The sequence below is a fragment of the Pandoraea sp. ISTKB genome, assembly GCF_001721285.1.
Classification (GTDB): domain Bacteria; phylum Pseudomonadota; class Gammaproteobacteria; order Burkholderiales; family Burkholderiaceae; genus Pandoraea; species Pandoraea capi.
The window spans coordinates 1-26380 of the sequence record NZ_MAOS01000066.1 but is presented as its reverse complement, the minus strand read 5'-3'; the positions used below and the strand labels follow the sequence as shown (position 1 = coordinate 26380).

Below are 26380 nucleotides of genomic sequence, written 5' to 3'. Positions count from 1 at the left end.
TCGCCGGAAGTCCGCCGTGCGCGGGCGTCGCCCCCAACGCGCCGGTCGGCCCCAAGGCTGGCTGCGCGGGGAGCACCCCATTTGCCCCGATCGGCGCACCGACGGGTCCACGCGTACTGACAACCGTGACGCGCGGCGCGACAGGCGCTGGCCCGTTCGCCCGTCCCGCACCGGGATTGCGGACCTGCTGACCATTCTGGCCGAACACCAGCGGCGCACCGCCAGCGTTCGGTACGGCGTGCAGATTGCTCGTCAGCTCGCGCGACGGGGCGCCGCGCACGACCGGCGCACGCGTCGCCAGCACCTGCCGGTTGAATACGCCCGCCGGCGGTGCACCTGCTGCCGGACGACTATTGCCGAACACGCTTTGCTGAACCGGCGCCACGCCCGGCGTATTCCCCACACGCCACGTCTGCGTGCCGCGCGGCGGTGCCGCCAGCGCCGCCGGGGCGCCAACGGCGCGTCCCTGCACGAACGCCTGTGCAGGCATCGTCGACACGGCGCCGCGCACGTTACGGTTCACGTAGACGTTATTGATATTGGTGATGTTGTTGGTGATATTCGTCGTGCGCACGATCGTCGATCGATTGATGTTCGTGACGTACGACGAACTGGCGTGGTACGCCGGACGGTACGGGTCGTGCGGCCCGAGCGCGAACCATGCAAGCCCGACACCGCCGGCCGCAAACGATACGCCCCACTGGTTGCCGCCACTGTTGCCGCCGACCCAGCCGACCAGCGCCGGCGCATAGACCGGACGCACCGCCACCGGCCCCGGCACCCAGCACCAGCGCGCATCGACGTAGGCCCAGCGCCCGTAGTGATAAGGCGCGAAGCCCCACGGCGCCTCGTCCACCCAGGTCCAGCCCCACGGATCGACCCAGACCCAGTGGCCCGTGCGATACGGCGCCCAGCCCGACGGCACGTTCGACGGCACCCACACCGAGCCGTAACTCGACGTCTCCTGCCACGAACCGTAGTCGTCGAGGCTCTCGAAGCCGGTCATGTCACGCGGCACGTAGCGCGCGGACACCGAGGCGTCCTCACGGGCATCGCGATCGCGCATCCACTGATCGAAGACGTCGGCCACGAGCGGGCCGGTCTGTTGCTGCGTCAGGTTCTGGCCGACGAATGCCACACGCTGCCCTTGTTGCAGCGGTACCGACGCGCCCTGCCCGTACGCCGTCCCCGCGCCACGCCAGACACTCACCGTCGTCACGCCATTCGGATCGACGTCGACGCGATATTCGCCCGCCTGCGAGGGCACGAACGCCAGATTCGGCGTATCGATCTCGTACGGCTGATTCGGGTCGAAGCTGCGCAGACGCACGCCCACCGTGCCCTGCGTTACGTTCAGTTGCACATTCTGGTCGGTCACCGCCGAGAGCGTGACGCTCGTCGAAGCGCCCATGCGCACCGCCGTGCCGCCCACGTGCATCTCCGCACGGCTGTTGCGGTCGACCCAGACGGCGTCGCCCGTGGTGAGCGGCCGGTTGCGGTCGGCGTAGCGCCACTCGCTGTTGCCGGAAGACGAATAAGGCGCGTAGGTGACGGTGCCGTCGAACTCGCTCAGGCGGGCTACCCGCCCGGGAGGATCGGCGCTCTGCGCCTGTGCGAGCGCAGGCAACCCCGCCGCCCCCAGCACACCCAGCGCCAGCCCGACGCCGAGAGAGCGAACCATCGTTCGCCAGGAAATCAGGGATTTCATAAACACTCCGGGCCCTTTTCGATAGGCACACCGTATGTGGCGTTCGTCATGACATCGGTCACATCGTCGGTCATCGGGTCGGTTCGCCACCGTGTGATTCTGTCCGAATCCTCGGGCGCGCATCGGGCGTCGGACGACGGCCGGCGCACCACGAGGGACACCTTGAGCGTAAGCCCACCGCGTGTGACAGCGTGTAAAGGAATGCTACGGGGTTGTAACCGAATCCGTGCTGGCTCAGTGCCAACTTAGTGCTGACTGAGCGCGTTCGAGAGCAGCTTGGCGGTGATGTCGACGATGGGGATCACGCGTTCGTAGGCCATGCGCGTCGGCCCGATCACGCCGAGCGTACCCACGACCTGACCGTCGACTTCGTAGGGCGCGGTGACGACCGTCATTTCTTCGATGGGCACGAGGCTCGACTCGCCGCCGATGAAGATCTGCACGCCGGACGCCCGGCTCGACACGTCGAGCAATTGCAACAGGCCGGTCTTGGACTCGAACACGTCGAACAGCTTGCGCAGCCGCTCCATGTTCGACGACAGGTCTTCCACGCCCAGCAGATTGCGCTCGCCCGAGATCAGCACGCTCTCGCGCGTGGTGTCGGCCATCGCATCGCTGCCGGCCTGCACCGCCGCCTGCATCAACGCGCTCATGTCCGAGCGCAGGGCGTCGAGTTCGCCACGCAAGTAAGTGCGCACGTCGTCGAAGCTGTGGCCGCCGAAGTTGGCGTTCAGATAGTTCGCCGCCTCGACCAGTTGCGCCGGGGAATAGTCCTTTTCCGTCAGGATGATGCGGTTCTGCACGTCGCCGTCGGGCGTGACGATGATCAGCAGTACGCGCTTGTCGGACAGGCGCAGGAATTCGATATGGCGGAAGGTCTGGCTGCGGCGCGGCGTGAGCACCACGCCCGCGAACTGAGACAGATGCGAGAGCACCTGTGCGGCAGACGCGACCAGTTGCTGCGGCCCGGCCGGTTGCAGGCTCGTCTGCACTTGCGACGCCAGATGGTGCACGGCCTCTTCGAGCGGGCGCACCGAGAGCATCGTGTCGACGAACAGACGGTAGGCGCGCGGCGTCGGCACACGGCCCGCAGACGTATGCGGGCTGGCGACGAACCCCAGTGCTTCGAGGTCGGCCATCACGTTGCGGATGGTCGCCGGGGACAGGTCGAGTCCCGAATAACGCGAAAGCGTACGCGAACCGACCGGCTGGCCATCGGCGATGTACCGTTCGATCAGGGTTTTGAGAAGCGTTTGCGCACGTTGATCTAGCATGGCAAAAATTGTAACGCGAAACGTAGGTACGCGGCGCACGGTGAACCCTGACACGAGAACCGTTGCAGGCCGTGCGTGCCGATGGTTGCTGTCATCGACTTATGGTGTAATGGCGGCATGAAAACTGGGAGCCCCTTCAAGACCGTGGCGCTCGTCGGGAAGTACCATGCCGACGGCGTTGCCGAACCACTGCTCACGCTTGCGGCATGCATTGCCCAGCGCGGGCATCACGTCGTCTTCGAGCGCGATACGGCGCACAACATCGGCGCCGGCGCCGATCCGTACGGCACGCTCGACATTCAGGAGATCGCCGCCCAGGCCAATGTGGCCGTGGTCGTCGGCGGCGACGGCACGATGCTCGGCGTCGGCCGTCAGCTTGCCGCCTCGAAGGTGCCGCTCATCGGCGTGAACCACGGACGCGTGGGCTTCATCACCGACATCCCGCTCGACGACATGCGACAGGTCGTGCCCGCCATGCTCGAAGGTCACTTCGAAGCCGAGCAGCGCACGCTGTTGTCCGCGCGCATCGAGCGCGACGGCCAGACGCTCTTCGAGACCCTTGCTTTCAATGACGTGGTCGTGAACCGCTCGGGGATCTCGGGGATGGTCGAGCTGCGTGTCGACGTCGATGGCCGCTTCATGTACAAGCAGCGCTCGGACGGGCTGATCGTCGCCACGCCCACGGGGTCGACGGCTTACGCGCTGTCCGCGACCGGCCCGATCCTGCATCCGCGCCTCGGCGGCGTGGTGCTCGTGCCGATCGCCCCGCATGCGCTGTCGAACCGTCCGATCGTGCTGCCCGATTCGAGCGACATCGTCATCACGATTACGGGCGGACGCGAGGTCGGCGCCAACTTCGACATGCAGTCGTTTGCCGAGCTGCGTCAGGGCGACAAGATTCTGGTGGGCCGCTCCGAGCATCAGGTGACGTTCCTGCATCCGGTTGGCTACAACTACTACGCCACGCTGCGCCGCAAGTTGCACTGGAACGAGCATATCTCCGACGAAGATACGCCGCAGAACTGACTTCACGCCTCACCCGACATCCCATGCTACGCAGTCTCTCGATTCGCGATTTCGTGATCGTCGATCGTCTCGACCTGGAATTCTCCGCCGGCTTCACCGTGTTTTCGGGGGAGACCGGCGCGGGCAAATCGATTCTGATCGATGCGCTGGCGCTCGCGATGGGCGAGCGCGGCGACACCAGCATGGTGCGCAACGGGCAGACGCGCGCCGACATCACCGCCGAGTTTGCCGCCGACGCCGAAGCGCGCCCCGACCTCGAAGCCTGGCTGCAAGCACAGGCGCTCACGCTCGAAGAACATGGTGGCGTGCTGCTGCGCCGCGTGCTCGATGCCGGCGGACGTTCGCGCGCGTTCATCAACGGCACGCCCGCCACGCTCACGCAGTTGCGCGAACTCGGCGAAATGCTCGTCGACATTCACGGGCAACATGCGCATCAGCAACTGCTGCGCCCCGACGCGCAGCGCCGCCTGCTCGACTCCCACGCTGGCGCCACGGCGCTTGCCGCCGATGCCGCCACGGCCCATAAGGAATGGCGACGCCTCGTGAAACGTTGCGAAGAAGCGCACGGACGCGACCGTGAACTGCAACTGGAGCGCGAGCGTCTCGAATGGCAGACGTCCGAACTGGACAAGCTCAACCCGCAGGAAGGCGAGTGGGATGAAGTGAGTGCCGAGCATCGTCGCCTCTCGCACGCCGCGAGTCTCATCAACGGCGTGCAAGGCGCGCTCGACGTACTCGCCGAAGCGGATGGGGCCGTCGTCCCGTCGCTTGGCCATGTCGTGCATCAGATCCGCGAACTGGCGGAGATCGACGCCGGGCTCGCCGATACGCTGGCCGCGCTCGAACCCGCCGAGATTCAGCTTCGCGAAGCCGTTCACTCGCTCACGCATTACGCGCAGCGCATCGACCTCGATCCGGAGCGTCTGGCGGTGGTCGAGCAGCGTCTCGACGCTCTGCATTCGGCCGCACGCAAGTTCCGCGTCACGCCCGAGCAGTTGCCCGCCGAACTCGCGGAACGCCGTGCCCAGTTGGAAGAATTGACGGCATCAGCGGATACCGCTGCCATGCAGGCGGCGGCGGACGCCGCGCACGCCATGTATCTCAAGCTCGCCAAGGATCTGTCGAAAGCGCGTGCGAAGGCGGCGGCGTCGCTCTCGCGGGAAGTCACGCGCGCGATGCAGGACCTGTCCATGCCCGGCGGACGTTTCGAAGTCGCGCTCACGCCGACGCCCGAGCCGCAGTCGTTCGGTCTGGAAACGGTCGAATTCCTCGTCGCGGGTCATCCGGGCGTGCCGACGCGCCCGCTCGCCAAAGTCGCCTCGGGCGGCGAACTCGCCCGCATCAGCCTCGCCTTGCAGGTCATCGCCAGCAGCGCGAGCCTCACACCGACGCTGATTTTCGACGAAGTCGACTCCGGCATCGGCGGCGCCGTCGCGGAAGTGGTCGGCCGTCTGCTGCGTGAGTTGGGTCAGGGACGTCAGGTGCTGTGCGTCACGCACCTGCCGCAGGTCGCCGCGCTCGGCCATCAGCATCTGCGCGTGAGCAAACGCAGCGACGGTGATACGACGATGAGTGAAATCGAACCGCTCGGACGCAGCGAACGTGTCGAAGAAATTGCGCGGATGCTCGGCGGTGTCGAGATTACGGCGACGACACGCAAGCATGCACGGGAAATGCTGGCGCTTTGACGCGTTCGGTCAGGCATCGGGCAGGTTTCATCTCGTCCGATCGTTCATCGACGTGGAAAGGCGTGCCTATCCGGGTCAATCGCATCGACTGACGCCATGAAAAAACGGGCGGTGAATCATCACCGCCCGTTTGCATTTCGACGCTTTCGCACCCTCTCGACGCTGAACCATCAGACCGGCCCGGCGTCCGCGAAAACCGAATCCCACAACGCCATCACCGCATTGCGTTCCGCCTCGATGTCGGCAGACGGCACGCGCGCCGCTTCCACGCCATCCAGACGCAACTTGTGCTGACGCTTGCGATACGTCCGATAAGCGGCGCCCGCATCCTCGGCAAGTTTTGTGTCGATCAGGCCGAGTTGCGCCGCTTCGCGCAGCAACGCGATATTGCCCGCATTACGCAGCAGCGCGGGATGCGCGCCCGAATGCAGCAGCACCAGATACTGCACGGTGAACTCGATATCCACCATGCCGCCCCGGTCATGCTTCAGGTCGAACAGCTTCGTCGGATTCGGGTGCCCTTCAAGTACCTTGCGACGCATCGCCACGATTTCCTGCGCGAGCGGCAGCGCTTCACGCGGCGTGGCCAGCACCTGCGCCCGAATATTCTCGAACGCCGCACCGATGGTCTCGTCGCCCGCACAGAATCGCGCACGGGTGAGCGCCTGATGCTCCCAGACCCACGCCGTATTCGCATTGCCTTCGCGGAACTGGTACTGACGGAAACTCTCGATGTTCGTCACCAGCAGACCGGACAAGCCGTTGGGCCGCAGCCGCAGATCCACGTCGAACAGCATGCCCGCGCCCGTGTGCGTGGTGAGCCACGTCACGAAGCGGCGGGCGAGCGCGGCGTAGGCGTCCGGCGCGCGGTCGTCGTCATCGTCGTAAAGGAAGATGAGGTCGAGATCCGAGGCGTAGCCCAGTTCCTTACCGCCGAGCTTGCCGTATGCGATGACCGAGAAGCGCGGCACTTCGCGATGGCGCGTCGCCACATGCGGCCAGACGGTCGAGATCGTCACGTCGACGATGATGTCCGCCAGTTCCGAGAGTCGGTCGCCAATGGCTTCCACCGACAGCGTGCCCTGCAAATCGAGCAGCAGGATGCGGAAGACTTCGGCGTGATGGGCGCGCCGCAGAATGTCCATCTGCACTTCGACGTTGCCCGCCGCCCCTGCCGCGTTCAGACTCAACAGCAATTGCGTCTTGAACGACGGCCAGTCGAACGGCGCGGCGAGCGCTTCGTCGTCGAGCAGTTCGTCCAGCAGTTGCGGATGGCTGATCAGGTAACCTGCCGCCCAGCGTGACCCCGCGAGCACCTTGACCACGCGCTCCAGCGCACGCGGATACTCGGTGAGCAGCGCCAGATAGGAGCTGCGACGGCTGATCGTTGAGAGCAGGTCGAGCATGCGGGCGAGCACGGCATCCGCTTCGCCGGTCCCCGCCGCGCCTTCGACGGCACGTTGAATGAGCTGGTCGAAGCGCCGCCGGCTGATCTCGCCGAGCGCCTTGTAACGTGAGGACGTCCATACGGCGCGCAGGCGGTCGAGTGCCCCTTCGGCATCGGCAAAGCCCAGACGCGTCAACTGATTGCCAAGGTCGCCCGTCTGCGCTTCGTCCGCCAGACATTCGCTCCACAGCTCCGGCGGGCACTCGCAATCGCCCGACCCCGAAGCGCCGGCGCCGCCTTTGCCCTTCTGCGCGCCGCCATTGGCCTTGTCGGCGAAGATCTCGTCGAACTGACCGGCGACGAACTCTCGATGCTCGTCGAGCACCGTCATGAACGTCGCTTCGTCGGGGAATCCCATGGCACGTGCGACCGCGAGACGGTCGTCACCCGGCGGCGGCAGGATGTGGGTCTGCGCGTCGTCCAGATACTGAATGCGGTGTTCGAGCTTGCGCAGGAAGACGTAGGCGTTCGCGAGCGATTCCGCCACGTTCTGCGCCAGCCAGCCGCGCCGGGCCGCCACGCCCAGCACCGCGAGTGTGGGGCGCACCCGCAGTTCCGGCTCCTGCCCGCCGCGAATCAACTGGAATACCTGCGCGGAGAACTCGACTTCGCGAATGCCGCCGCGTCCGAGCTTGATATCGTTGATGCGGGCCGGCTTGGCGCGCGCACGACGCTCGGCCTCGTGGCGGATCTGCTCGTGCAGCGCACGAATCGCGCCGATCACGCCGTAATCCAGATAGCGACGGAAAACGAACGGCTGGACCAGCGAACTCAGCAACCGCTCGACGCGCTTGCCCGGGTCGCTCGCCAGTTCGGACACGAGACGTCCCTTGATCCAGGCGTAACGCTCCCACTCGCGGCCCTGCACGTAGAAATATTCTTCGAGCATCGGCAGGCTGCACACGAGCGGCCCGGAGTCACCGTTGGGACGCAGACGCATGTCCACACGGAACACGTAGCCGTCCGGGGTCAGCTCCGAGATCAGACCAATCAGCTTGCGGCCGAGCTTGGTGAAGAATTCGTGATTCGAGAGCAGACGCAGGCGGTTGGCGAGCGCCGGATCGGCGTCGTCGGGCGCCGTGGTGTCGCCATCGTCTTCATACAGGAAGATGAGATCGATGTCGGACGAGACGTTCAGTTCGCGACCGCCGAGCTTGCCCATACCGACCACGCCGAGCGTCTGACGCTCGCCTTCGGCATTGCGCGGCACGCCGTGAATCGCTTCGAGTTCGCGCGACAGCACCGCGATGCCCGCCTGCACGGCGAACTCGGCGAGCGCGGTCATGGCCTCGGTCACTTCGGACAACTCGGCGCGGCCGTCCAGATCGCGCTGCATGACGGCGCACAGCGCCTCGACGCGCAACACGCGCAAGGCCCGTGCCAGCGCGGCCTCGTCGACCCCGCTCACGCCCGACGCCTGGTCGGGCGGCGAGAGCAGCGTGCCGGTGATGACTTCGAAACGGCGGGCGAGCCAGCGGGCGTCCACGGGATGCTCGGCAAGCGTGGGCAACGCCTCGGCCAACGCCGGACGGCTCGCGAGCATGCGGGCGGCGTATCGCGAGTAGGACTGAATATCGGTCGGGATTTCGGGTGAACTCACTGGCGGGGTTCCGGTCAGCAAAGGATGGAGAGACTTTCGCATGCTTACCCGGGCGCGATGAAACGCCGGATCACACGTCTGATTGTCCTACGGCCGGGCCATCGGACGGCCTTGGGCTTGTGTTACAGTCTTTGCCACAGAAACTACCACATTACCTCGTAGACGCGCAGCATGACCGACCGCAAGCCGCCCGCCTCGCCCACCGCGACCCGGTCCTGGTTCTCGTCACTGCCGCGTGGCTTGCGACTGGGTCTGGAATGGCTGCTGGCGCTCGTCGTCATCGTCTACTTCGGACTGGGCGCCGTGATCCTCGCGACGCGCTACGTCATCCTTCCCCGTGTGTCCGACTACCGCCCGCAGATCGAAGCGGCGGCAACACGCGCCATCGGGCTGCCCGTCACCATCGGCAAGATCGACGCCGTCTGGCGCGGCTGGCACCCCTATCTGTCGCTGGAAGACGTGCGCATCACGCCGCCCGCGCAGGCTGCGCAGCCCAAGGCGTCGACGATCGCCCGCGTGGTCGCGCCGCTGCGTCGGCACACGGCATCGGCAGCACCGGCAGCTTCTGCCGCATCCGCCGCACCTGCGGCGTCTGCGGCGGTGGCCTCCCAGCCCTCCGCGACGGACAACCCCGCAGTGACTTACGCGCCACCGGGCGCACCGCCGCCGGTCGAACCGAGCCTCACGCTGCACCGGCTCGACGCCGTGCTCTCGTGGACCAGCCTGATCCATTTCGACCTGCGCCTGTCGGACCTCACGCTATATGAGCCCGACCTGACCGTGGAGCGCCGCGTCGATGGCTCGATCCTCGTCGCCGGCATGCCGGTCGCGGGCAACGACAAGACGACCGACACGACAGGGGCCGACTGGCTCATGCGTCAGGCGCGCATCGTGGTGCGCAACGGCACCGTGCGCTGGCGCGACGCCACGCGCGATGTGCCCGAAGTCGTCGTCACGCAGGTCAACGCCATGCTGCGCAATCGCGGCTTCGAGCATCGTTTCGGCATGCAGGCGAATCCACCGCAGGGCGTCGTGGCGCCGCTGGACATTCGTGCGCGCTTCACGAATCCGCTGTTCGCACGCCCCGGCGAAGTGAAACGCTGGCGCGGGCAGATCTATGCCGACGTGGGCACGCTCGATCTGACCGAACTCGCCCGCTACGTCGATTTGCCGGGCAAGGACTCGCGCGGCCGTGTCGCCGGGCGCGCCTGGGTCGACTTCGACAACGGCGCGCTCACGGGGGCGACGCTACGCATGGCGGGCGCCGACACCTCGGTGCAATTGGCCGACAACCTGCCGCCGCTGACGTTCGACGCCACGCAGGGCCGCATCGACGTCACGCGCATCAGCGCACAGGCCGACGCCGGTTGGAATGTGCGCGCGCGCGAGCTGAGCTTGCAGGCGGCCGGGCGTCCCACGCTCGACATCCCGGACCTGCGCGGCAGCTTCACACCCGGCACCGACACGCAGGGCCTGCACGTCGCCGTGGCCGGCCAACGCTTCGACATCGGCGCGGCCATGGCCGTCGTGCCGTCGCTGCCCATCGATCAGCAAACGCGGGACACACTCGCCAGTTTCCATCCGCGTGGGCGTCTGACGAATTTCGACATCAACTATCAGGCGCCCAAGCCGCATGGCCCGACCAACTGGCGCGACCTGCCGGGCATCAAACAGTTGCCGCCGGAGCGCGATCGCTACCGCGTGGTGGCCGACTTCGATGGTCTCGGCATCGACAGCCAGCCCAGCCAGCATCCGCCCGTACGGCCGAATGCGCCCAACGCAGGGCGCCCGGGGTTTGCCAATCTGAGCGGTCACGTCGACGCCGATCAGTCGCGCGGCAGCCTCTCGCTCAACGCAAAGAACGCCACGCTCGACTTCCCCGGACGCTTCGACCAGCCGCGCATCGATCTCGACACGCTCACGGCGCGCACGTCATGGCGCATCTCGCATTCGGCGACGCAACGCGACGCCCCCGCGAACGTGCAAGTGCGTGTGGATGCCGTCCATCTGCAAAACAGCGAACTCACGGGGGACGTGAGCGGCACCTGGCATAACGGCGGCAAGGGCAATGGCATCGTCGATCTGAAAGGCAGCATCGTGCGCGCGAACGCCAATGCCGTGCCGCGCTACCTGCCCACGGACATCGGCGCCGCCGTGCGCGACTATCTGCAACGGGCGCTGCTCGCCGGCACGGTGCAGAACGCGCCGTTCGCCGTGCAGGGCGATCTCGAAGACTTCCCTTACGGCAAGGGCGGCGGCAAGTTCCGCATCGACATTCCGCTGGTGGACGTGACTTTCAATCCGTCGCCGCTGCGCCCCGGTCATACCGAAGTCTGGCCGCCCTTCGAGAAGGTGCGCGGCAATCTGCGCTTCGATGCCGACAAGCTGCACATCGCCATCGATAGCGCCACGGTCTTCGGCGTCACGCTCACGCAGGTGCAGGGCGACATCAACGACATCGGTCAGGACGACTCCACGCTCACGCTCAAGGGCGACGCCCGCGGCCCCGCGATGGACTTCGTCAAATATCTGAACAACAGCCCGGTCGGCCACTGGATCGGCGACTTCACCGACGAAACCCGGGCGAACGGCAACACGCAGCTCGCCATGCAGTTGTCGATGCCGCTCGACCATACCGATCGCTCGAAGGTCACGGGCCGTGCGCGCTTCCTGCGCAACGACATCACGCTCATCAACGGTCTGCCGACGTTCGGCGCGGTGGATGGCGAACTGGCCTTCACCGAGCGCGGTATCTCGCTCGACAACCTGCGCGGCACGTTCCTCGGCGGCGACGTGCGCGCCTCGGGCGGCAGTCGCGACGACGGCACCATCGTCCTGAACGTCAACGGTCAGATGAGCGCGCAGGGACTGCGCGAGAACCGGGAGAACGCCACGCTGGCGCAACTGGCCAAGCGCATGACGGGCAGCACGCCCTACACGGCGACGGTGACGGTGCGTCAGGGCATGACGGATGTGGCAGTGCAGTCGACGCTGGCCGGTCTCGCGGTGAACCTGCCAGCCCCGCTGGGCAAGAGTGCGGAGGCGTCTCTGCCGGCGCGCTTCACGATGCGTCCGCAGGCCAATCCGGGCGGACGCCGCATCGATACGCTCGACTTCGCCATCGGCAGCGTGCAGGCCAACTACGTGCAGCAGCGCACCACGGGGGGACGCGTCGAGGTCCTGCGCGGCGGCATCGGCATCAACCAACCGGTGCCTGCGCCGCGCGAAGGCGTGCAGGCCACGGCGCAATTCGACACGCTCGACGTGGACGCCTGGCGCAGCGTCATCGCATCACTCGGCTCCGACGCGCTCACGCCGGGCACGCAAGGCACACCGCCCGCCCCCGCTGCCACGGCCGCCGCCGCGCGCGAGGAGTTCGGTGCACTCACACCGTACCTGCCCACACGCCTCGCGCTGCACGCGAAACAAGTGCGTCTGATGTCGCGCGGATGGCCGGAGCTGGTCGTGGGCGCGCAGCGCAGCGATCGCGACTGGCAGGTCAGTCTCGCCTCGGAACTGGTCTCCGGATTCGCCGAATGGCAGGCGCCGACCGACAAGAACCCGTCGGGTGCGGTGCGTGCGCGCCTGGCCAAGCTGGTGATCCCGCGCGAGGACCACGGCAGCGACGTGCTTACGCAGGTGCTCGACGAACCGAGCGACGAATTCCCGGCCATCGATGTGATCGCCAACGACTTCGTGCTGCGCGACAAGCCGCTGGGTCGTCTGCAATTGAACGCCCACAACGATATCGAAGACGGAGTGCCGGTGTGGCAGCTCACCAAGCTGGAATTGAGCAACAACACGGCCACGCTCGACGTGAAGGGCAACTGGCGCACGTCGCGCCGCCGGGCGGCGCAGGCTGCACAGACACCCCAGACGAGTGACGACGACGTGCCGCGCCGCACCGTGCTCGATTTCAACCTCGACGTGAAGGACGCGGGCGGGCTGCTCGACCGGCTCGGGTTGCCCAAGACGCTCAAGGACGGCTCCGGCACCGTTTCCGGCCGTTTCGGCTGGCGCGGCGGCCCCGACGCCATCGACTACCCGACGCTCGGCGGTCGCGTGGCGATCGATCTCAAGCGTGGGCAGATCCTGAAAGCCGATCCGGGGCTGGCCAAACTATTGAACATCCTGTCGGTGCAGACGCTCGCCAAGATCCTGACGTTCGATTTCAACAGCGTCATCGGCAGCGGCCTGCCGTTCGACAGCATCGACGGGAACGTGGCGATACAGGGCGGTGTAGCGAATACGAGCGACCTGACGATCAACGCGAATGCGGCGACCATCAAGATCGACGGTCACACCGACCTCGCCCACGAAACCCAGGATCTGAACGTGCTGGTGCTGCCGAAGATCAATGCGGCGTCGGCATCGCTCGCGTGGGCGATCGTCAACCCGGCGCTGGGCATCGGATCGTTCTTCGCGCAACTGGCGCTGGGCGACCAGCTCTCGCGCACGCTCTCGACGACCTATCACGTCACCGGTTCCTGGGACAATCCGGTCATCGGACAGGGCGGCGGCAATAAGAGTAAGATCGATACGTCCCCGGAAACCCGGCCGGAAGCGCTAAACCGCACTCAACCGGCCGGTATGCGCGGCAACTGAGCGCAACGGCAGGACACGAAAGTCCGCAAAAGCGACAAAAACGATATAAGCGCAGCCCCTGTAGTCTCGATAACGCCACGATCATCGCCCCGAATTCAGCCATTTCATGACGAGTCCCGACACGAAGTCAGCCGCCCCGAACGCCCCTACGGATTCCCCCGTGCGCGTGGCCGCCGCGCAGATGGTGAGCGCGCCGGACGTCTCGCGAAACCTGCAAGACGCCGCGCGTCTGGTGGCCGAGGCAGCGGACGCCGGTGCGCAACTGGTGCTGTTGCCCGAGTATTTCTGCTACATGGGGCAGCGCGACACCGACAAGCTCGCACTGCGCGAGACGCCGGGCAGCGGCCCGATTCAGGACTTTCTGGCGGAAACCGCGCACCGGCACGGCGTCTGGCTGATCGGCGGTACGCTGCCGCTGGCGGCGCCGGAACCCGAGCGCGTGCTCAACACCACGCTCGTCTTCTCGCCGGAGGGCGCGCCGGCCGCGCGTTACGACAAGATCCACCTGTTCAACTTCGTCAAAGGCGAGGAAGCCTACGACGAGGCACGCACCATTCGCCCCGGCGATGCGGTGCGCACGTTCGAAGCACCGTTCGGGCGCGTGGGCCTGTCGGTCTGCTACGACCTGCGTTTTCCCGAGTTGTACCGTGCCATGGGCGACTGTACGCTCATGGTCGTACCCGCCGCCTTTACCTACACCACGGGCCGCGCGCACTGGGAGTTGCTGCTGCGCGCGCGGGCCGTCGAGAACCAGTGTTACGTGCTGGCGTCCGCGCAGGGCGGCCATCATGAAAACGGGCGGCGCACCTGGGGGCACTCCATGCTGATCGATCCCTGGGGCGATATCGTCGCCCAGCGAGACACGGAAGGCGCCGGCGTGGTCGTCGGCGAGATCGACCCGGCCCGGCTGGCCGGCGTACGCCAGAGCCTGCCCGCATGGCGGCACCGCGTATTGCAGGGTTGACGTCCGACGACTTCGCCATGTTGATATCCCGGCATTCGCCCTCATCTACCGAATACATTTCCTTGGCCTGACACCGCATGAAAATCATCGACACCGGCATCCAGAACCTGGCCACGGCCCGCGAGCTGCTGCTCACGCCGTACGGCCTCGACGAAAGCCATCTGCAACGGGCTCTCGGCGATATCTTCACGCACCGTGTGGATTACGCCGACCTGTACTTCCAGTACACACGCAGCGAAGCGTGGAGCCTGGAGGAAGGCATCGTCAAATCGGGTTCGTTCTCGATCGATCAGGGCGTGGGGGTGCGCGCCATCGTGGGTGATCGCACGGCGTTCGCCTATTCCGACGACATTTCCGAGATCGCGCTGAAAGACGCCGCCGCGGCCACTCGCAGCATTGCAACGGCCGGTCGCGGACGCGTCAAGGTCGGCAGCAAGCTCGCAAGCGCCAGCGGCCACGGGCTGTATCTGCCGTCCGACCCGCTCGCGTCGCTCGACGCCAACGGCAAGGTCGCGCTGCTCGAACGCATCGAAAAGCTCGCCCGCGCCCGCGATCCGCGTGTGTCGCAGGTCATGGCAGGGCTGGCCGGCGAGTACGACGTCGTGCTCGTGGCGCGCAGCGACGGCGTGATCGCCGCCGACGTGCGTCCGCTCGTGCGCGTGTCGGTCACCGTCATCGTCGAATCCAATGGACGCCGCGAAATCGGCAACAGCGGCGGCGGTGCTCGCCTCGATTACGCCTACTTCACGGACGATCTGCTCGAAAAGTACGTCAAGGAAGCGGTCGACGGCGCCATCGTGAAGCTCGACGCCCGCCCGGCGCCTGCCGGTGCGATGACCGTGGTGCTCGGACCGGGCTGGCCCGGCGTGCTGCTGCATGAAGCCGTGGGCCACGGGCTGGAAGGCGACTTCAACCGCAAGGGCTCGTCGGCGTTCTCCGGACGACTCGGCGAGCGTGTGGCGGCCAAGGGCGTCACGGTGGTCGACGACGGCACGCTGTCGAACCGTCGCGGCTCACTGAACATCGACGACGAAGGCAACCCGACGCAGTGCACCACGCTCATCGAGGACGGCATTCTGAAGGGCTACATGCAGGACAGCCTGAACGCACGTCTGATGAAGATGCCGGTCACCGGCAACGGCCGTCGCGAATCGTACGCCGCGCTGCCGATGCCGCGCATGACCAATACGTACATGCTCGGTGGCGACAAGGATCCCGAGGAAATCATCGCGTCGGTCAAACGTGGTCTGTACGCCGTGAACTTCGGCGGCGGGCAGGTGGACATCACCAACGGCAAGTTCGTGTTCTCGATGTCCGAGGCTTACATGATCGAAGACGGCAAGATCACGTACCCGGTCAAGGGCGCAACGCTGATCGGCAACGGTCCGGAATCGCTCAAGGACGTGACGATGATCGGCAACGACATGTCGCTGGACTCGGGCGTGGGCGTGTGCGGCAAGGAAGGCCAGAGCGTGCCGGTGGGCGTGGGCCAGCCGACGCTGCGCATGGAAAACATGACGGTCGGCGGTACGGCCTGAGACATCGGTATGCCGGACGGCATGCCATGTCCGACGGTGTGAAATTCCGCACTGCAAAAATGCGTCAAGCATAGCAAAGCGCCCGGCTCAAACCGGGCGCTTTCGCATGATTGTGAAAATCAGAGAATTTTTGACGCAAATTACAGATCAAAAACGCGGAGATTCCGCGCGTTTTTCACCCATCTGGCGTCCTCACGCGGTTGCAGCGTCATTCGATTCGGCGTATAAAGTTGTTTCTGTGCACGGCAAACCGCCGGCAACGCAACGTCCTAGACATCCTTCATGAACGCCAATAAGTTTTACTTTTACTTTTTTGCGTATCTCACACCGCTGGCGGATGGAGAGGGACAGTTGCAGCAGTAAGCACCGAACGAATCCTGAAAAACCGCCAGCGAGTCTGGCGGTTTTTTTTTGCCCCGAATCCCGAGAAACGAACCGCAGTCCGAACTGCCCAGGAGAAAAACCATGCCTCCCCACAATACCGATGATGTCCGTATTCGCGAACTGAAGGAACTGACGCCCCCGGCGCACCTGATCCGCGAATACCCGTGCTCGGAAAAGAGCGCCGACCTCATCCATCGCACCCGCGGCGCCATTCACCGCGTGCTGCACGGCATGGAAGACCGCCTCGTCGTCATCATCGGCCCGTGCTCGATTCACGATCCGAAGGCCGCGCTGGAATACGCGTCGCGTCTCGTCGAACAACGCGAGCGTTTGAAAGGCGAACTTGAAATCGTGATGCGCGTGTACTTCGAAAAGCCGCGCACGACGGTGGGCTGGAAGGGTCTGATCAACGACCCGCACATGGACAACAGCTTCAAGATCAACGACGGTCTGCGTCTGGCCCGTGAACTGCTCGCACAGATCAATGAAATGGGGCTGCCGGCCGGCACCGAGTATCTCGACATGATCAGCCCGCAGTACATCGCCGATCTCGTGTCGTGGGGCGCCATCGGCGCTCGCACCACGGAATCGCAGGTGCACCGCGAACTGGCGTCCGGCCTGTCGTGCCCGGTCGGGTTCAAGAACGGCACCGACGGCAACGTGAAGATCGCCGTGGACGCAATCAAGGCTGCGTCGCAGCCGCACCATTTCCTGTCGGTGACGAAGGGCGGGCACTCGGCCATCGTGTCGACCGCCGGTAACGAGGACTGCCACCTGATCCTGCGTGGCGGCAAGGCGCCGAACTTCGACGCCGCGAGCGTGCAGACCGCCTGCGACGACATCGCCAAGTCGGGCCTGGCCGCACGCGTGATGATCGACGCGTCGCACGCCAACAGCCAGAAGAAGCACGAGAACCAGATCCCGGTGTGCGAAGACATCGCCCGTCAGCTCGCTGGCGGCGACGACCGCATCATCGGCGTGATGGTCGAGTCGCACCTCGTGGCGGGTCGTCAGGACCACGTACCGGGCAAGGAACTGACCTATGGTCAGAGCATTACCGACGCCTGCATCAACTGGGAAGACAGCCTGAAGGTGCTCGACACGCTGGCAGACGCCGTGCGTGCGCGTCGTGTGGCACGCGGCGCCGGTAACTGAAACAACGGGCGGCCGGTTGACTGGCTCACCGGCTCGCCTGCTTTTTACTGCGCCTCGCCGTCCGACGGCGCACCGCCGGAACGCTCACGCTGCCACAGCACGTCGGCCCCGCCGCCTGCACGATTGAGCACACGGGCCAGCACGAACATCAGGTCGGACAAGCGGTTGATGTACTGGCGCGGCGCAGGGGCGACCGTCTCCTCGGCGCCCAGGGCGACCATCGCACGCTCGGCACGACGTGCCACGGTCCGCACGATGTGCGCAAGCGCCGCCGCCCGGGTGCCGCCAGGCAAAATGAATTCCTTCAGACGCGGCAGATCGGCGTTGTAATGGGCCAGCCACTCGTCGAGCTTGACGACGTGGGCGTCCCCCAGCAGCGTGTGACGCGGCATGCTCAGCTCGCCGCCCAGATCGAACAGGTCGTGCTGAATGTCGATCAGCATGGCGCGCACGTCCTGCGGCAGGTCTTCGCACAGCAATACGCCGATGTGCGAGTTGGTTTCGTCGATCTCGCCGATGGCGACGATACGCAGACTGAACTTGTCTACGCGCGCGCCGTCTCCCAGACCGGTCTTGCCTCCGTCGCCCGTGCGCGTGACGATCTTGCTCAAACGATTACCCATCTTCTGACACCTACCCCTTGCGGCACATCTTGCCTGCCGGCGCCTCTCAAGCCGCCGGACGACCTGCCTTTTTGATTGAAATAGACCGTATCACCACCGATTGCTCATTTTTCAGGCAATTCCGATGGCGTCGATACACGGCAAGTCCGTATGATATGACGCAAAGTGTGGGGAAAAACGCGACGTCGGCGTAAAATCCCCGCTCATGAGGTGTCAGGGAGTGCACCGCGCGCCCGAGACCCCGCCCGATATGGTGTCCGCCCTCGCCTACCGGCAACGGCGGCCCGGAGACCCGAAGGAGAAAGCCGTGAATCACCCCCACCTGCCGTTCGCCGCCAAGCGTCCGTTTCCCGACGCCCTGCTCACCGACTTGCAGACCCTGCTGGGCGAGCGCGTGAGCACCAAGGAGGCGCTACGCGAACATCACGGCCGTGACGAGTCTCCGTTCGATCCCATGCTGCCCGATGCCGTCGCCTTCGCGCACAGCACCGAGGAGGTCTCGCAGATCGTCAAGCTCTGCGCGAAATACGACGTTCCCATCATTCCCTACGGCGCCGGCTCGTCGCTCGAAGGTCATCTGCTCGCGGTCGAAGGCGGTCTGTCGCTCGATCTGTCGGAGATGAACCAGATCGTTTCGATCAACGCCGACGACCTGACCGTCACCGCACAACCGGGCATCTCGCGCAAAGCACTGAACGAAGCGCTGCGCGACACGGGCCTGTTCTTCCCGATCGATCCGGGCGCCGACGCCAGCATTGGCGGCATGTGCGCCACGCGCGCCTCCGGCACCAATGCCGTGCGCTACGGCACGATGCGCGAAAACGTACTCGCCCTGACTGTCGTGCTGGCAGACGGTCGCGTGATCCACACCGGTACGCGGGCGCGCAAGTCGTCGGCCGGTTACGACCTCACACGCCTGTTCGTCGGCAGCGAAGGCACGCTGGGCATCATCACCGAAGTGACTGTGCGTCTGTATCCGCAGCCGGAAGCCGTATCGGCCGCCATCTGCTCGTTCCCGAGCATGACGGACGCCGTGAACTGCACCATCCAGACCATTCAACTGGGTGTGCCGGTCGCACGTGTGGAATTCGTCGATGCACTGGCCGTGCGCGCGATCAACAAGCATTCCAAGATGGAACTGCCGGAGACGCAAACGCTGTTCTTCGAATTCCACGGCAGCGAGGCCGGCGTGAAGGAACAGGCGCAGACGGTCGAGGAACTCGCCAAGGACAACGGCGGCACCGGCTTCGAATGGGCCACGCGCACCGAGGACCGCAACCGCCTGTGGAGTGCGCGTCACAGCGCCTACTTCGCCATGCTTCAGCTTCAGCCGGGTTGCCGCGCCGTGACGACGGACGTCTGCGTGCCGATCTCGCGCCTGGCCGAGTGCGTGGGCGAAACGGAAGAAGATCTGAAGGGTTCCCGTCTCCTGTGCCCGATCGTCGGTCACGTGGGCGACGGCAACTTCCACGTCGCGATCCTGATCGATCCTGATAAGCAGGAAGATATGGATGAAGCTGAGCGACTGAATCAGCGCATCGTCGAGCGTGCCATTCGCATGGGCGGCACCTGCACCGGCGAGCATGGTGTCGGCCTGCACAAGATGGGGTTCCTCGTGACCGAGCACGGCGAGGATGCCATCGATGTCATGCGGTCGATCAAAACCTCGCTCGACCCACATAATCTCCTGAATCCGGGCAAGATTTTCCGGCTGCGCGCCGCGGGCTGAGCGCCGCATGAACGCGCCCCAGACACCACAGATGCCGTCGCCGCAGGGCCAGCCCGGCTCGTCTAGTGCATCCGGTTCGTCCGGTTCGTTTCAGACGGGCGCCTCGTCGCATGGCGGAACCGGCCATGACAGCGGCGACGCCGAAGCGCTCGCTGCGCGTCAGCGCCAGTTGCTCGAAGCGCTTGCGCGGATTCTGCCGCCGCATTGCATCCTGCATCGGCGTGAAGACACCACGCCATACGAGTGCGACGGCCTCGCCGCGTATCGTCGCGTGCCGCTCGCCGTCGTGTTGCCGGAGTCGGAGTCGCAGGTCCAGCGCATTTTGCAGGCCTGCCACCAGCTCGGCATCCCGGTAGTGCCGCGCGGTGCGGGCACCAGTCTTTCCGGCGGCGCCATGCCGATGTCGGACGGTCTGGTGCTGTCGCTCGCGAAGTTCAAGAAGATCGTCGAGGTCGATCCTTACGCACGCACGGCCACTGTGCAGCCGGGCGTTCGCAATCTCGCGATTTCGGAAGCTGCCGCGCCCTACGGGCTGTATTACGCGCCCGATCCGTCGTCGCAAATCGCCTGCACCATCGGCGGCAACGTCGCAGAGAATTCGGGCGGCGTGCATTGCCTCAAGTACGGGCTGACGGTGCACAACGTGCTGCGTGTGCGCGCCATCACCATGTCGGGCGAGGCCATCGAGTTCGGCTCGCTCGGCCCCGATGCGCCGGGTCTCGATCTGCTCTCCGTGTTCATCGGCAGCGAAGGCATGTTCGGCGTCGTGACCGAAATCACCGTCAAGCTCGTGCCGAAGGCGCAGACGGCGCAGGTCATCATGGCAAGCTTCGACGACGTGGAGACCGGCGGCAATGCCGTCGCGGCGATCATTGCGGCGGGCATCATTCCGGCGGGCCTTGAAATGATGGACAAGCCCGCCACGCAGGCCGTGGAAGAGTTCGTGCACGCCGGGTACGATCTCGACGCCGCCGCGATTCTGCTATGCGAGTCGGACGGCACGCCCGAAGAAGTCGCCGAGGAAATCCTGCGCATCTCGCACGTACTACGTACCTCGGGGGCGACACGCTTGCAGATCTCGCGCAGCGAGGAGGAGCGCTTGCGCTTCTGGTCCGGACGCAAGAACGCCTTCCCTGCCGCCGGGCGCATCTCGCCCGACTACTACTGCATGGACGGGACGATTCCACGCCGCGCGATTGGGACATTACTCAAACGCATCGAGGGTCTGGAACAACAATATGGGTTGCGCTGTATTAACGTCTTTCACGCGGGAGACGGGAACATGCATCCACTCATTCTCTTTAACGGCAACGACCTGGACGAATGGCATCGCGCCGAGGCGTTCGGTTGCGACATTCTCGAAGCGTGCGTCGAACTCGGCGGCACGATTACGGGCGAACACGGCGTGGGGATCGAGAAGATCAACTCGATGTGCGTGCAATTCTCGGCACAGGAACGCGACGCGTTCTTCGGCGTGAAGCGCGCGTTCGATCCGGTCGGACTGCTCAATCCGGACAAGGGCATTCCGACACGGGCGCGCTGTGCCGAATACGGCAAGCAGCATGTGCGCGGCGGCCTGTTGCCGCATCCCGACCTGCCGAGGTTCTGACATGCGCCCGCTGTCGGAATGGCTGCCGCACGACTGGCGGCAGCGTCTCTACATCATCATCTTCGAGGCCGATACCCGCGAGGGGCGGCTATTCGACATTGCGCTGCTCGCCGCCATCGTGTTGTCCGTTCTCACGGTGGTGGTCTCCAGCGTGCCGGCGGTACAGGCCACCATGCCGATACCGATGGCGATCCTGGAATGGTTCTTCACGCTGCTGTTCACGGCCGAGTACATTGCACGCCTGCTGAGCGCGCACCGGCCGATGCGTTATGCGTTGTCGTTTTACGGCATCATCGACCTGCTTGCCATCCTGCCGACCTATCTCGCGATCCTCGTGCCGGAATTGCATGGACTGATCGACGTGCGTCTGCTGCGGCTGATGCGCGCGTTCCGGATTCTGAAGCTCACCGCTTACGTCAACGAAGCCGGCATTCTCAGCATTGCGCTGTACAACGCCCGACGCAAGATCCTCGTGTTTCTCGGCTTCATTTCGATCATCGTGGTGATCTTCGGCACGCTGATGCACATCATCGAGGGGCCGGAACATGGCTTCACGAGCATTCCGGTCGGCATCTATTGGGCCATCGTCACGCTCACGACGACGGGGTATGGCGACGTGGTCCCCGTCACCGGACTGGGCAAGGCGATCACCGGTTTCGTGATGCTGCTCGGTTATAGCGTGATCGCCATTCCCACCGGCATCATGGGTGCAGAAATTCATTCGGCCATGCGCCGCGCGCCGGTCACCACACGCACCTGCAAGCAATGTCAGACCGAAGGACACGAACCTAACGCCCGCTTCTGCAAGCACTGCGGCAGCGAGCTGGATCCCTATCAATCCGATACGACACCGCCGCCCGAACCGAGCTGATGACCGACACGAACGACACCCTCGAGAATTTCCGCGCCGTCATCGAACAGGCCACCGCTCGCCGTGCCCCGCTTCAGTTGCGCGGGGGCGGTACGAAAGCGTGGTACGGGCAGCAGCGTGTGGGCGACGTGCTCGACACGCGGGCTTACAGCGGCATCGTCGCTTACGATCCCGCCGAACTCGTCATTACTGCACGTTGCGGCACGCCGCTGGCCGAAGTCGAAGCCGCGCTCGCGGAGCGCAATCAGTTGTTGCCGTTCGAGCCGCCCTACTTCGGGCCAGGTGCGACCATTGGCGGCGCAGTGGCCGCCGGGCTGGCCGGCCCGCGTCGCAGTGCCGTGGGCTCAGTGCGTGATTTCGTGCTCGGCGCCAAGCTGATGGACGGCCGGGGACATGTGCTGAACTTCGGCGGTCAGGTGATGAAGAACGTCGCCGGGTACGACGTCTCGCGCATGCTCGCCGGCTCGCTCGGCACGCTGGGCCTCATTCTCGAAGTGTCGCTCAAGGTGCTGCCGCAGCCGTTCGCGGAATTGACGCTGCAATTCGAAATGAACGCCATCGATGCGGTGCGCAAGCTCAATGAATGGGGCGGGCAGCCGCTGCCGATTACCGGTAGCGCCTGGCGCAGCGATTTGCTGGTGATTCGTCTGGCGGGAGCCTCGGCGGCCATCAAGGCCGCTCGCGTGAAGATGGGCGGCGAGCTGGTCGATGCCATTCATGCGGCCAAGTTCTGGCACGCCATTCGCGAGCAGACCGACAACTTCTTCGCCGATGCTGGGCCGGGGCAGGCCTTGTGGCGTCTGGCCGTGCCGTCCACAGCGGAACCGCACCGTCTGCCGGGCAAGCAACTCATCGAATGGGGCGGCGCACAGCGCTGGTGGATCACCGACGCCGATGCGCAGATCGTGCGCTCCGCTGCGCGTCAGGATGGCGGACACGCCACGCTGTTCCGTTACGGCGAGCCGAGCGTCAGTGTCTTCACCCCGCTGCCCGCGCCCGTCATGCGCATCCACCGGAATCTGAAGTCGGTGTTCGATCCTGCGGGCATCTTCAATCCGGGACGGATGTATCCGGAGTTCTGAGCCCTCCCTTATCCGCACCGCCAGTCCGAGATACGGTCAGGCGTGCGGCTGCGCATTCGGCTGCTCATTCGGCTATTCATGCGGCCGTGGGTGCGACCTCAAGTGCAGCCCGGTTGACCGAGATCCGCTCAGCCGTTCGCGTCGAGCAGGCGGGTGACTTCGGTGGCCAGCGTCCGCACGGCCTTGTCGACGTCGCGCGTGAACGGCTGCCCCCCATTCATACGCAGGAAGTTGTCGTAGCGCGCCGAGTTGGAGAAAAGGCTGCCCGGTGCGATGCGAATGCCTTTCTCCAGCGCCGCGTCGAACAGTCGCTCGGAACTCACGCCGCCCGGCATCTCCACCCACAGGCTCAGGCCGCCCGCCGGTTGCGTCAGACGCGTGCCGGCCGGGAAGTACGTCGCGATCGCTTCGGCCATCGCAGCGCGGTGTTCACGCAACTGCGAACGCAGACGCCGCAAATGACGATCGAATCGCGGCGAGTCCATGAACTCGCCCATGGCGATCTGTGCGAGCGCTTCGTTCGGACGCGTCTGCGCATACTTCAGCATGTCGACCCGCCGCTGCCACTTGCCGGCAGCAATCCAGCCGAGCCGCATTCCCGGGGAAAGCGTCTTGTGCAGCGAGGCGCAGTGAATCACGTTGCCCGTCGTATCCCATGAACGGATGGCCGCAGGCATATTGCCGTCGTCACCCAGCGCGGAATACGTGTCGTCCTCGATGATGGCAATGCCTCGCGACTCCGCCCACTTCACGAGCTGCATCTTGTTGGCGTCCGGCATCACCGATCCGAGCGGATTCTGGAAATGCGGCACGACGATCACTGCCTTGATGTTGTCGTACGTTTGCGAGGCCAGCTCCAGCGCATCGAGCGAGATACCCGTTTGCGGGCTCGTCGGAATTTCCAGTGCCCGGATGCCCATGCTCTCCAATGTCTGCAACAGCGCGTAGTAGGTCGGCGATTCGACCGCGACCACGTCGCCAGTGCTCGCCACCGCACGCAGCGCCAGGTTGATCGCTTCGATGCAACCGTGCGTGACGATGATTTCATCCGGGTTGATGTTCATCCGTGCTTCCAGCGCACGGCGTGCAAGTGCACCGCGAAACCGGGCATCGCCGCCGCCCGGGGGCGGCATGCCATAGATCAGCGGGTGGTCACGCAGTGCGCGGATCGTCGCCTGCCGCAACTCGTTGACCGGATAGAGCGACGCAGAGCCGTGTGCGATCGCGAAATTGATCTTGATGTCCGCCTGAAGACCTCTCGCGAGAATCGACGAGACACGCTGATTGATGCCCACGTACTGCATCAGGTCGGGCACCCACGGGCGCGGCTCGGCCACCGGTACGGCGCTCGCGCGGGCGGGCGTGCGCACGAAGTACCCGGAACGCGGACGCGCTTCGAGCAGGCCCTGCGCCTCCAGATGGCGGCACGTCTGTAGCGCCGTCGACAGGCTGATCTGGTGGCGCTCCATCAACGCACGCACGCTGGGCATGCGCGCGCCGGAGACGAGCGTCCCGGCTTCGATCGCCAGACGATAGTGATCCGCCAACTGGCGGTAAATCGGCGTGCGCTCTTCGGGAATGACGGGAAACACCGCAGGTCTCGCCGCTTCCGGGGCGCTTTGCGTGGAAACGGGCGTCGAAGCCATGGGGTCGGTCGTGTCGGTGACCATCAGGTCAGGGGTGGGGGCGTCCATGCGCAGATCATCGGGCATCGGACCGCACCGCAACAGATACAGATTTGAGAATTTGGCATCGTAACAGGTTGTCCGATGCCCATCTGTTTCACACAAAACGGTGCGCGAGTGTGCCTACCGGGGCGATGGGGCCGTCGATACGCTGTAGTCATCTGTTCAACGCCCCGGAGCTTCATCATGGAAACACATCCCGCCCCCACACCCGAGTACGCTTCGCTCCCCCGCAGCCCGGTCGCGAAGCCCCGTGCAGCGCGTGCTGAGGGAGTCGATGTGCCGGTGACGTCCCGCGAGCGCACCGATGTCGGGACACCCTCACCCACCTTGCTCAAGCTCACGCGCGGGCAGTCGTTTCATACCTACGCGAGCCGGGGCACGGTGCTTCACGTTCGTGACGGGAATGTCATGCTGACACCCCCCGCCCGTTGGCTTGCCGCAGGCTCGTGGCGCACGACCGTGCCGTTGGCGGCCGGGCAGGTGTATGTCGTGGAGACATCCGGCTGGTTGATGATCGCGAGCGATGGCGGCGCATCCGTCGCGAGTCGGGTCGGCGCAAGCGACCTCCGGCTTTCGGAAGACCCGCGCTCCCCGGCCACCGGACGCCTTCAAGCCATCCTCCGATATTTCGGCCTTTGAACGGCCTTTGACGCGGGCGCTCTGGTGCCTGAGCCCCCGCGGATTCATCGACTCACGCCAGCAACCTTTCGATATCGGCGCGAATCGCTTCGGGCTTCGCGGTCGGGGCGTAACGCGCCACCACGTTGCCCGACGCATCGACAAGGAACTTGGTGAAATTCCACTTGATCGCCTTCGTGCCCAGAATCCCGGGCTTCTCCTGCGTCAGATAGCGGTAGAGCGGCGCGGCGTCCGGCCCTTTGACGTCGATCTTGGCGAACATCGGAAAGGTGACGTGAAAGCGCAGGTCGCAGAAGCTGCGGATGGCCTGCGCATCGCCCGGCTCCTGCTTGCCGAACTGATTGCACGGAAACGCCAGCACCTCGAAGCCACGCGGCGCGAGTTGCTCATGGAGCGTCTGCAAACCAGCGTACTGCGGCGTGAACCCGCACTCGCTCGCCGTGTTGACGATGAGCAGCACCTTGCCGCGATACTGCGACAGGCTGACGGACTCCCCCGCCAGCGTCTGGACCGAAAAATCGTACACGTGCTGTGTGTGCTGTGGATTCACGCTCATCGGCGGCTCCCTTCCCTGTGGATGTTGGCACCGCGCAGTCTGCCACAACCCCGGCCCGGCGGGCGATTCGCGCCGTAGTCACCTCCCGGTTATCCTTGTTCACCCGGCAAGCGCACCCCGGGTAGCACCTCCTTTTTTGTCGGGTAGCACCTGCGCCGGGAGCGCGGCTATAATCGTTGACCGACGGGCCAAAG

Annotated in this window: 17 protein-coding genes; 11 read left to right on the top strand and 6 right to left on the bottom strand. The window is 65.3% G+C overall.

All coding sequences use genetic code 11. The annotated features are described in order from the left end of the window. On the bottom strand, positions 1 to 1708 hold a 1708-nt coding region (locus tag A9762_RS23360; protein ID WP_139133361.1), incomplete at its 3' end, for a DUF6600 domain-containing protein. Positions 1709 to 1953: 245 nt separating this feature from the next. Beyond that, complete coding sequence (gene hrcA, locus A9762_RS23355; protein ID WP_069344380.1) at positions 1954 to 2982, bottom strand: heat-inducible transcriptional repressor HrcA; 1029 nt, start codon at positions 2980 to 2982, stop codon at positions 1954 to 1956. Between the two features lie 117 nt (positions 2983 to 3099). On the opposite strand from hrcA, the gene A9762_RS23350 reads away from it, so the two are divergent. Both A9762_RS23350 and recN read left to right on the top strand, forming a co-directional pair. After that, a complete protein-coding gene (locus A9762_RS23350; RefSeq protein WP_069344385.1) occupies positions 3100 to 4008 on the top strand; it encodes an NAD kinase in 909 nt (302 codons plus the stop codon). A gap of 23 nt (positions 4009 to 4031) precedes the next feature. Next, positions 4032 to 5696 carry a DNA repair protein RecN gene (gene recN / locus A9762_RS23345; RefSeq protein WP_069344379.1) on the top strand — a complete coding sequence of 555 codons (1665 nt, stop codon included), beginning with the start codon at positions 4032 to 4034 and terminating at the stop codon, positions 5694 to 5696. A 170-nt stretch (positions 5697 to 5866) separates the two neighbouring features. Here recN and glnE read toward each other — a convergent pair whose 3' ends face one another. Next, positions 5867 to 8743, bottom strand: a complete 2877-nt coding sequence (glnE, locus tag A9762_RS23340) for a bifunctional [glutamate--ammonia ligase]-adenylyl-L-tyrosine phosphorylase/[glutamate--ammonia-ligase] adenylyltransferase (protein ID WP_083254226.1) — start codon at positions 8741 to 8743, stop codon at positions 5867 to 5869. Positions 8744 to 8914: 171 nt separating this feature from the next. On the opposite strand from glnE, the gene A9762_RS23335 reads away from it, so the two are divergent. The 4 genes from A9762_RS23335 (at position 8915) to aroG (ending at position 17389) form a co-directional block, all read left to right on the top strand. Continuing rightward, a complete protein-coding gene (locus A9762_RS23335; RefSeq protein ID WP_069344378.1) occupies positions 8915 to 13348 on the top strand; it encodes a YhdP family protein in 4434 nt (1477 codons plus the stop codon). Positions 13349 to 13454: 106 nt separating this feature from the next. Further along, positions 13455 to 14312: a carbon-nitrogen hydrolase family protein gene (locus A9762_RS23330; protein ID WP_069344377.1), complete on the top strand. Its 858-nt coding sequence runs from the start codon at positions 13455 to 13457 to the stop codon at positions 14310 to 14312. Between the two features lie 77 nt (positions 14313 to 14389). Further along, complete coding sequence (tldD, locus tag A9762_RS23325) at positions 14390 to 15850, top strand: metalloprotease TldD (RefSeq protein ID WP_069344376.1); 1461 nt, start codon at positions 14390 to 14392, stop codon at positions 15848 to 15850. A gap of 465 nt (positions 15851 to 16315) precedes the next feature. Beyond that, entirely contained in the window at positions 16316 to 17389 is a 1074-nt protein-coding gene (aroG, locus tag A9762_RS23320; RefSeq protein ID WP_069344375.1) for a 3-deoxy-7-phosphoheptulonate synthase AroG, read from the top strand. Between the two features lie 44 nt (positions 17390 to 17433). Here the strand turns inward: aroG and A9762_RS23315 are convergent, their stop codons facing one another. Beyond that, entirely contained in the window at positions 17434 to 18012 is a 579-nt protein-coding gene (locus A9762_RS23315; protein WP_069344374.1) for a cob(I)yrinic acid a,c-diamide adenosyltransferase, read from the bottom strand. A 307-nt stretch (positions 18013 to 18319) separates the two neighbouring features. On the opposite strand from A9762_RS23315, the gene A9762_RS23310 reads away from it, so the two are divergent. Genes A9762_RS23310 through glcE form a run of 4 tightly spaced genes read left to right on the top strand, consistent with a single transcriptional unit; the run spans position 18320 to position 23303 of the window. Continuing rightward, entirely contained in the window at positions 18320 to 19741 is a 1422-nt protein-coding gene (locus tag A9762_RS23310) for an FAD-binding oxidoreductase (protein ID WP_069344373.1), read from the top strand. Between the two features lie 7 nt (positions 19742 to 19748). Further along, entirely contained in the window at positions 19749 to 21350 is a 1602-nt protein-coding gene (locus A9762_RS23305; RefSeq protein WP_240493684.1) for an FAD-linked oxidase C-terminal domain-containing protein, read from the top strand. A gap of 1 nt (position 21351) precedes the next feature. Continuing rightward, positions 21352 to 22221: an ion transporter gene (locus tag A9762_RS23300; RefSeq protein WP_069344372.1), complete on the top strand. Its 870-nt coding sequence runs from the start codon at positions 21352 to 21354 to the stop codon at positions 22219 to 22221. Continuing rightward, positions 22221 to 23303, top strand: a complete 1083-nt coding sequence (gene glcE, locus A9762_RS23295; RefSeq protein ID WP_069344371.1) for a glycolate oxidase subunit GlcE — start codon at positions 22221 to 22223, stop codon at positions 23301 to 23303. The genes A9762_RS23300 and glcE overlap by 1 nt, the downstream gene beginning before the upstream one ends. A gap of 128 nt (positions 23304 to 23431) precedes the next feature. On the opposite strand, the gene A9762_RS23290 is transcribed toward glcE, so the two are convergent. Then, entirely contained in the window at positions 23432 to 25015 is a 1584-nt protein-coding gene (locus A9762_RS23290) for a PLP-dependent aminotransferase family protein (RefSeq protein WP_240493683.1), read from the bottom strand. Between the two features lie 159 nt (positions 25016 to 25174). On the opposite strand from A9762_RS23290, the gene A9762_RS23285 reads away from it, so the two are divergent. Beyond that, entirely contained in the window at positions 25175 to 25630 is a 456-nt protein-coding gene (locus A9762_RS23285) for a hypothetical protein (protein ID WP_069344370.1), read from the top strand. Positions 25631 to 25682: 52 nt separating this feature from the next. Here the strand turns inward: A9762_RS23285 and A9762_RS23280 are convergent, their stop codons facing one another. Then, complete coding sequence (locus A9762_RS23280) at positions 25683 to 26186, bottom strand: glutathione peroxidase (RefSeq protein ID WP_069344369.1); 504 nt, start codon at positions 26184 to 26186, stop codon at positions 25683 to 25685. Positions 26187 to 26380: the final 194 nt, after the last annotated feature.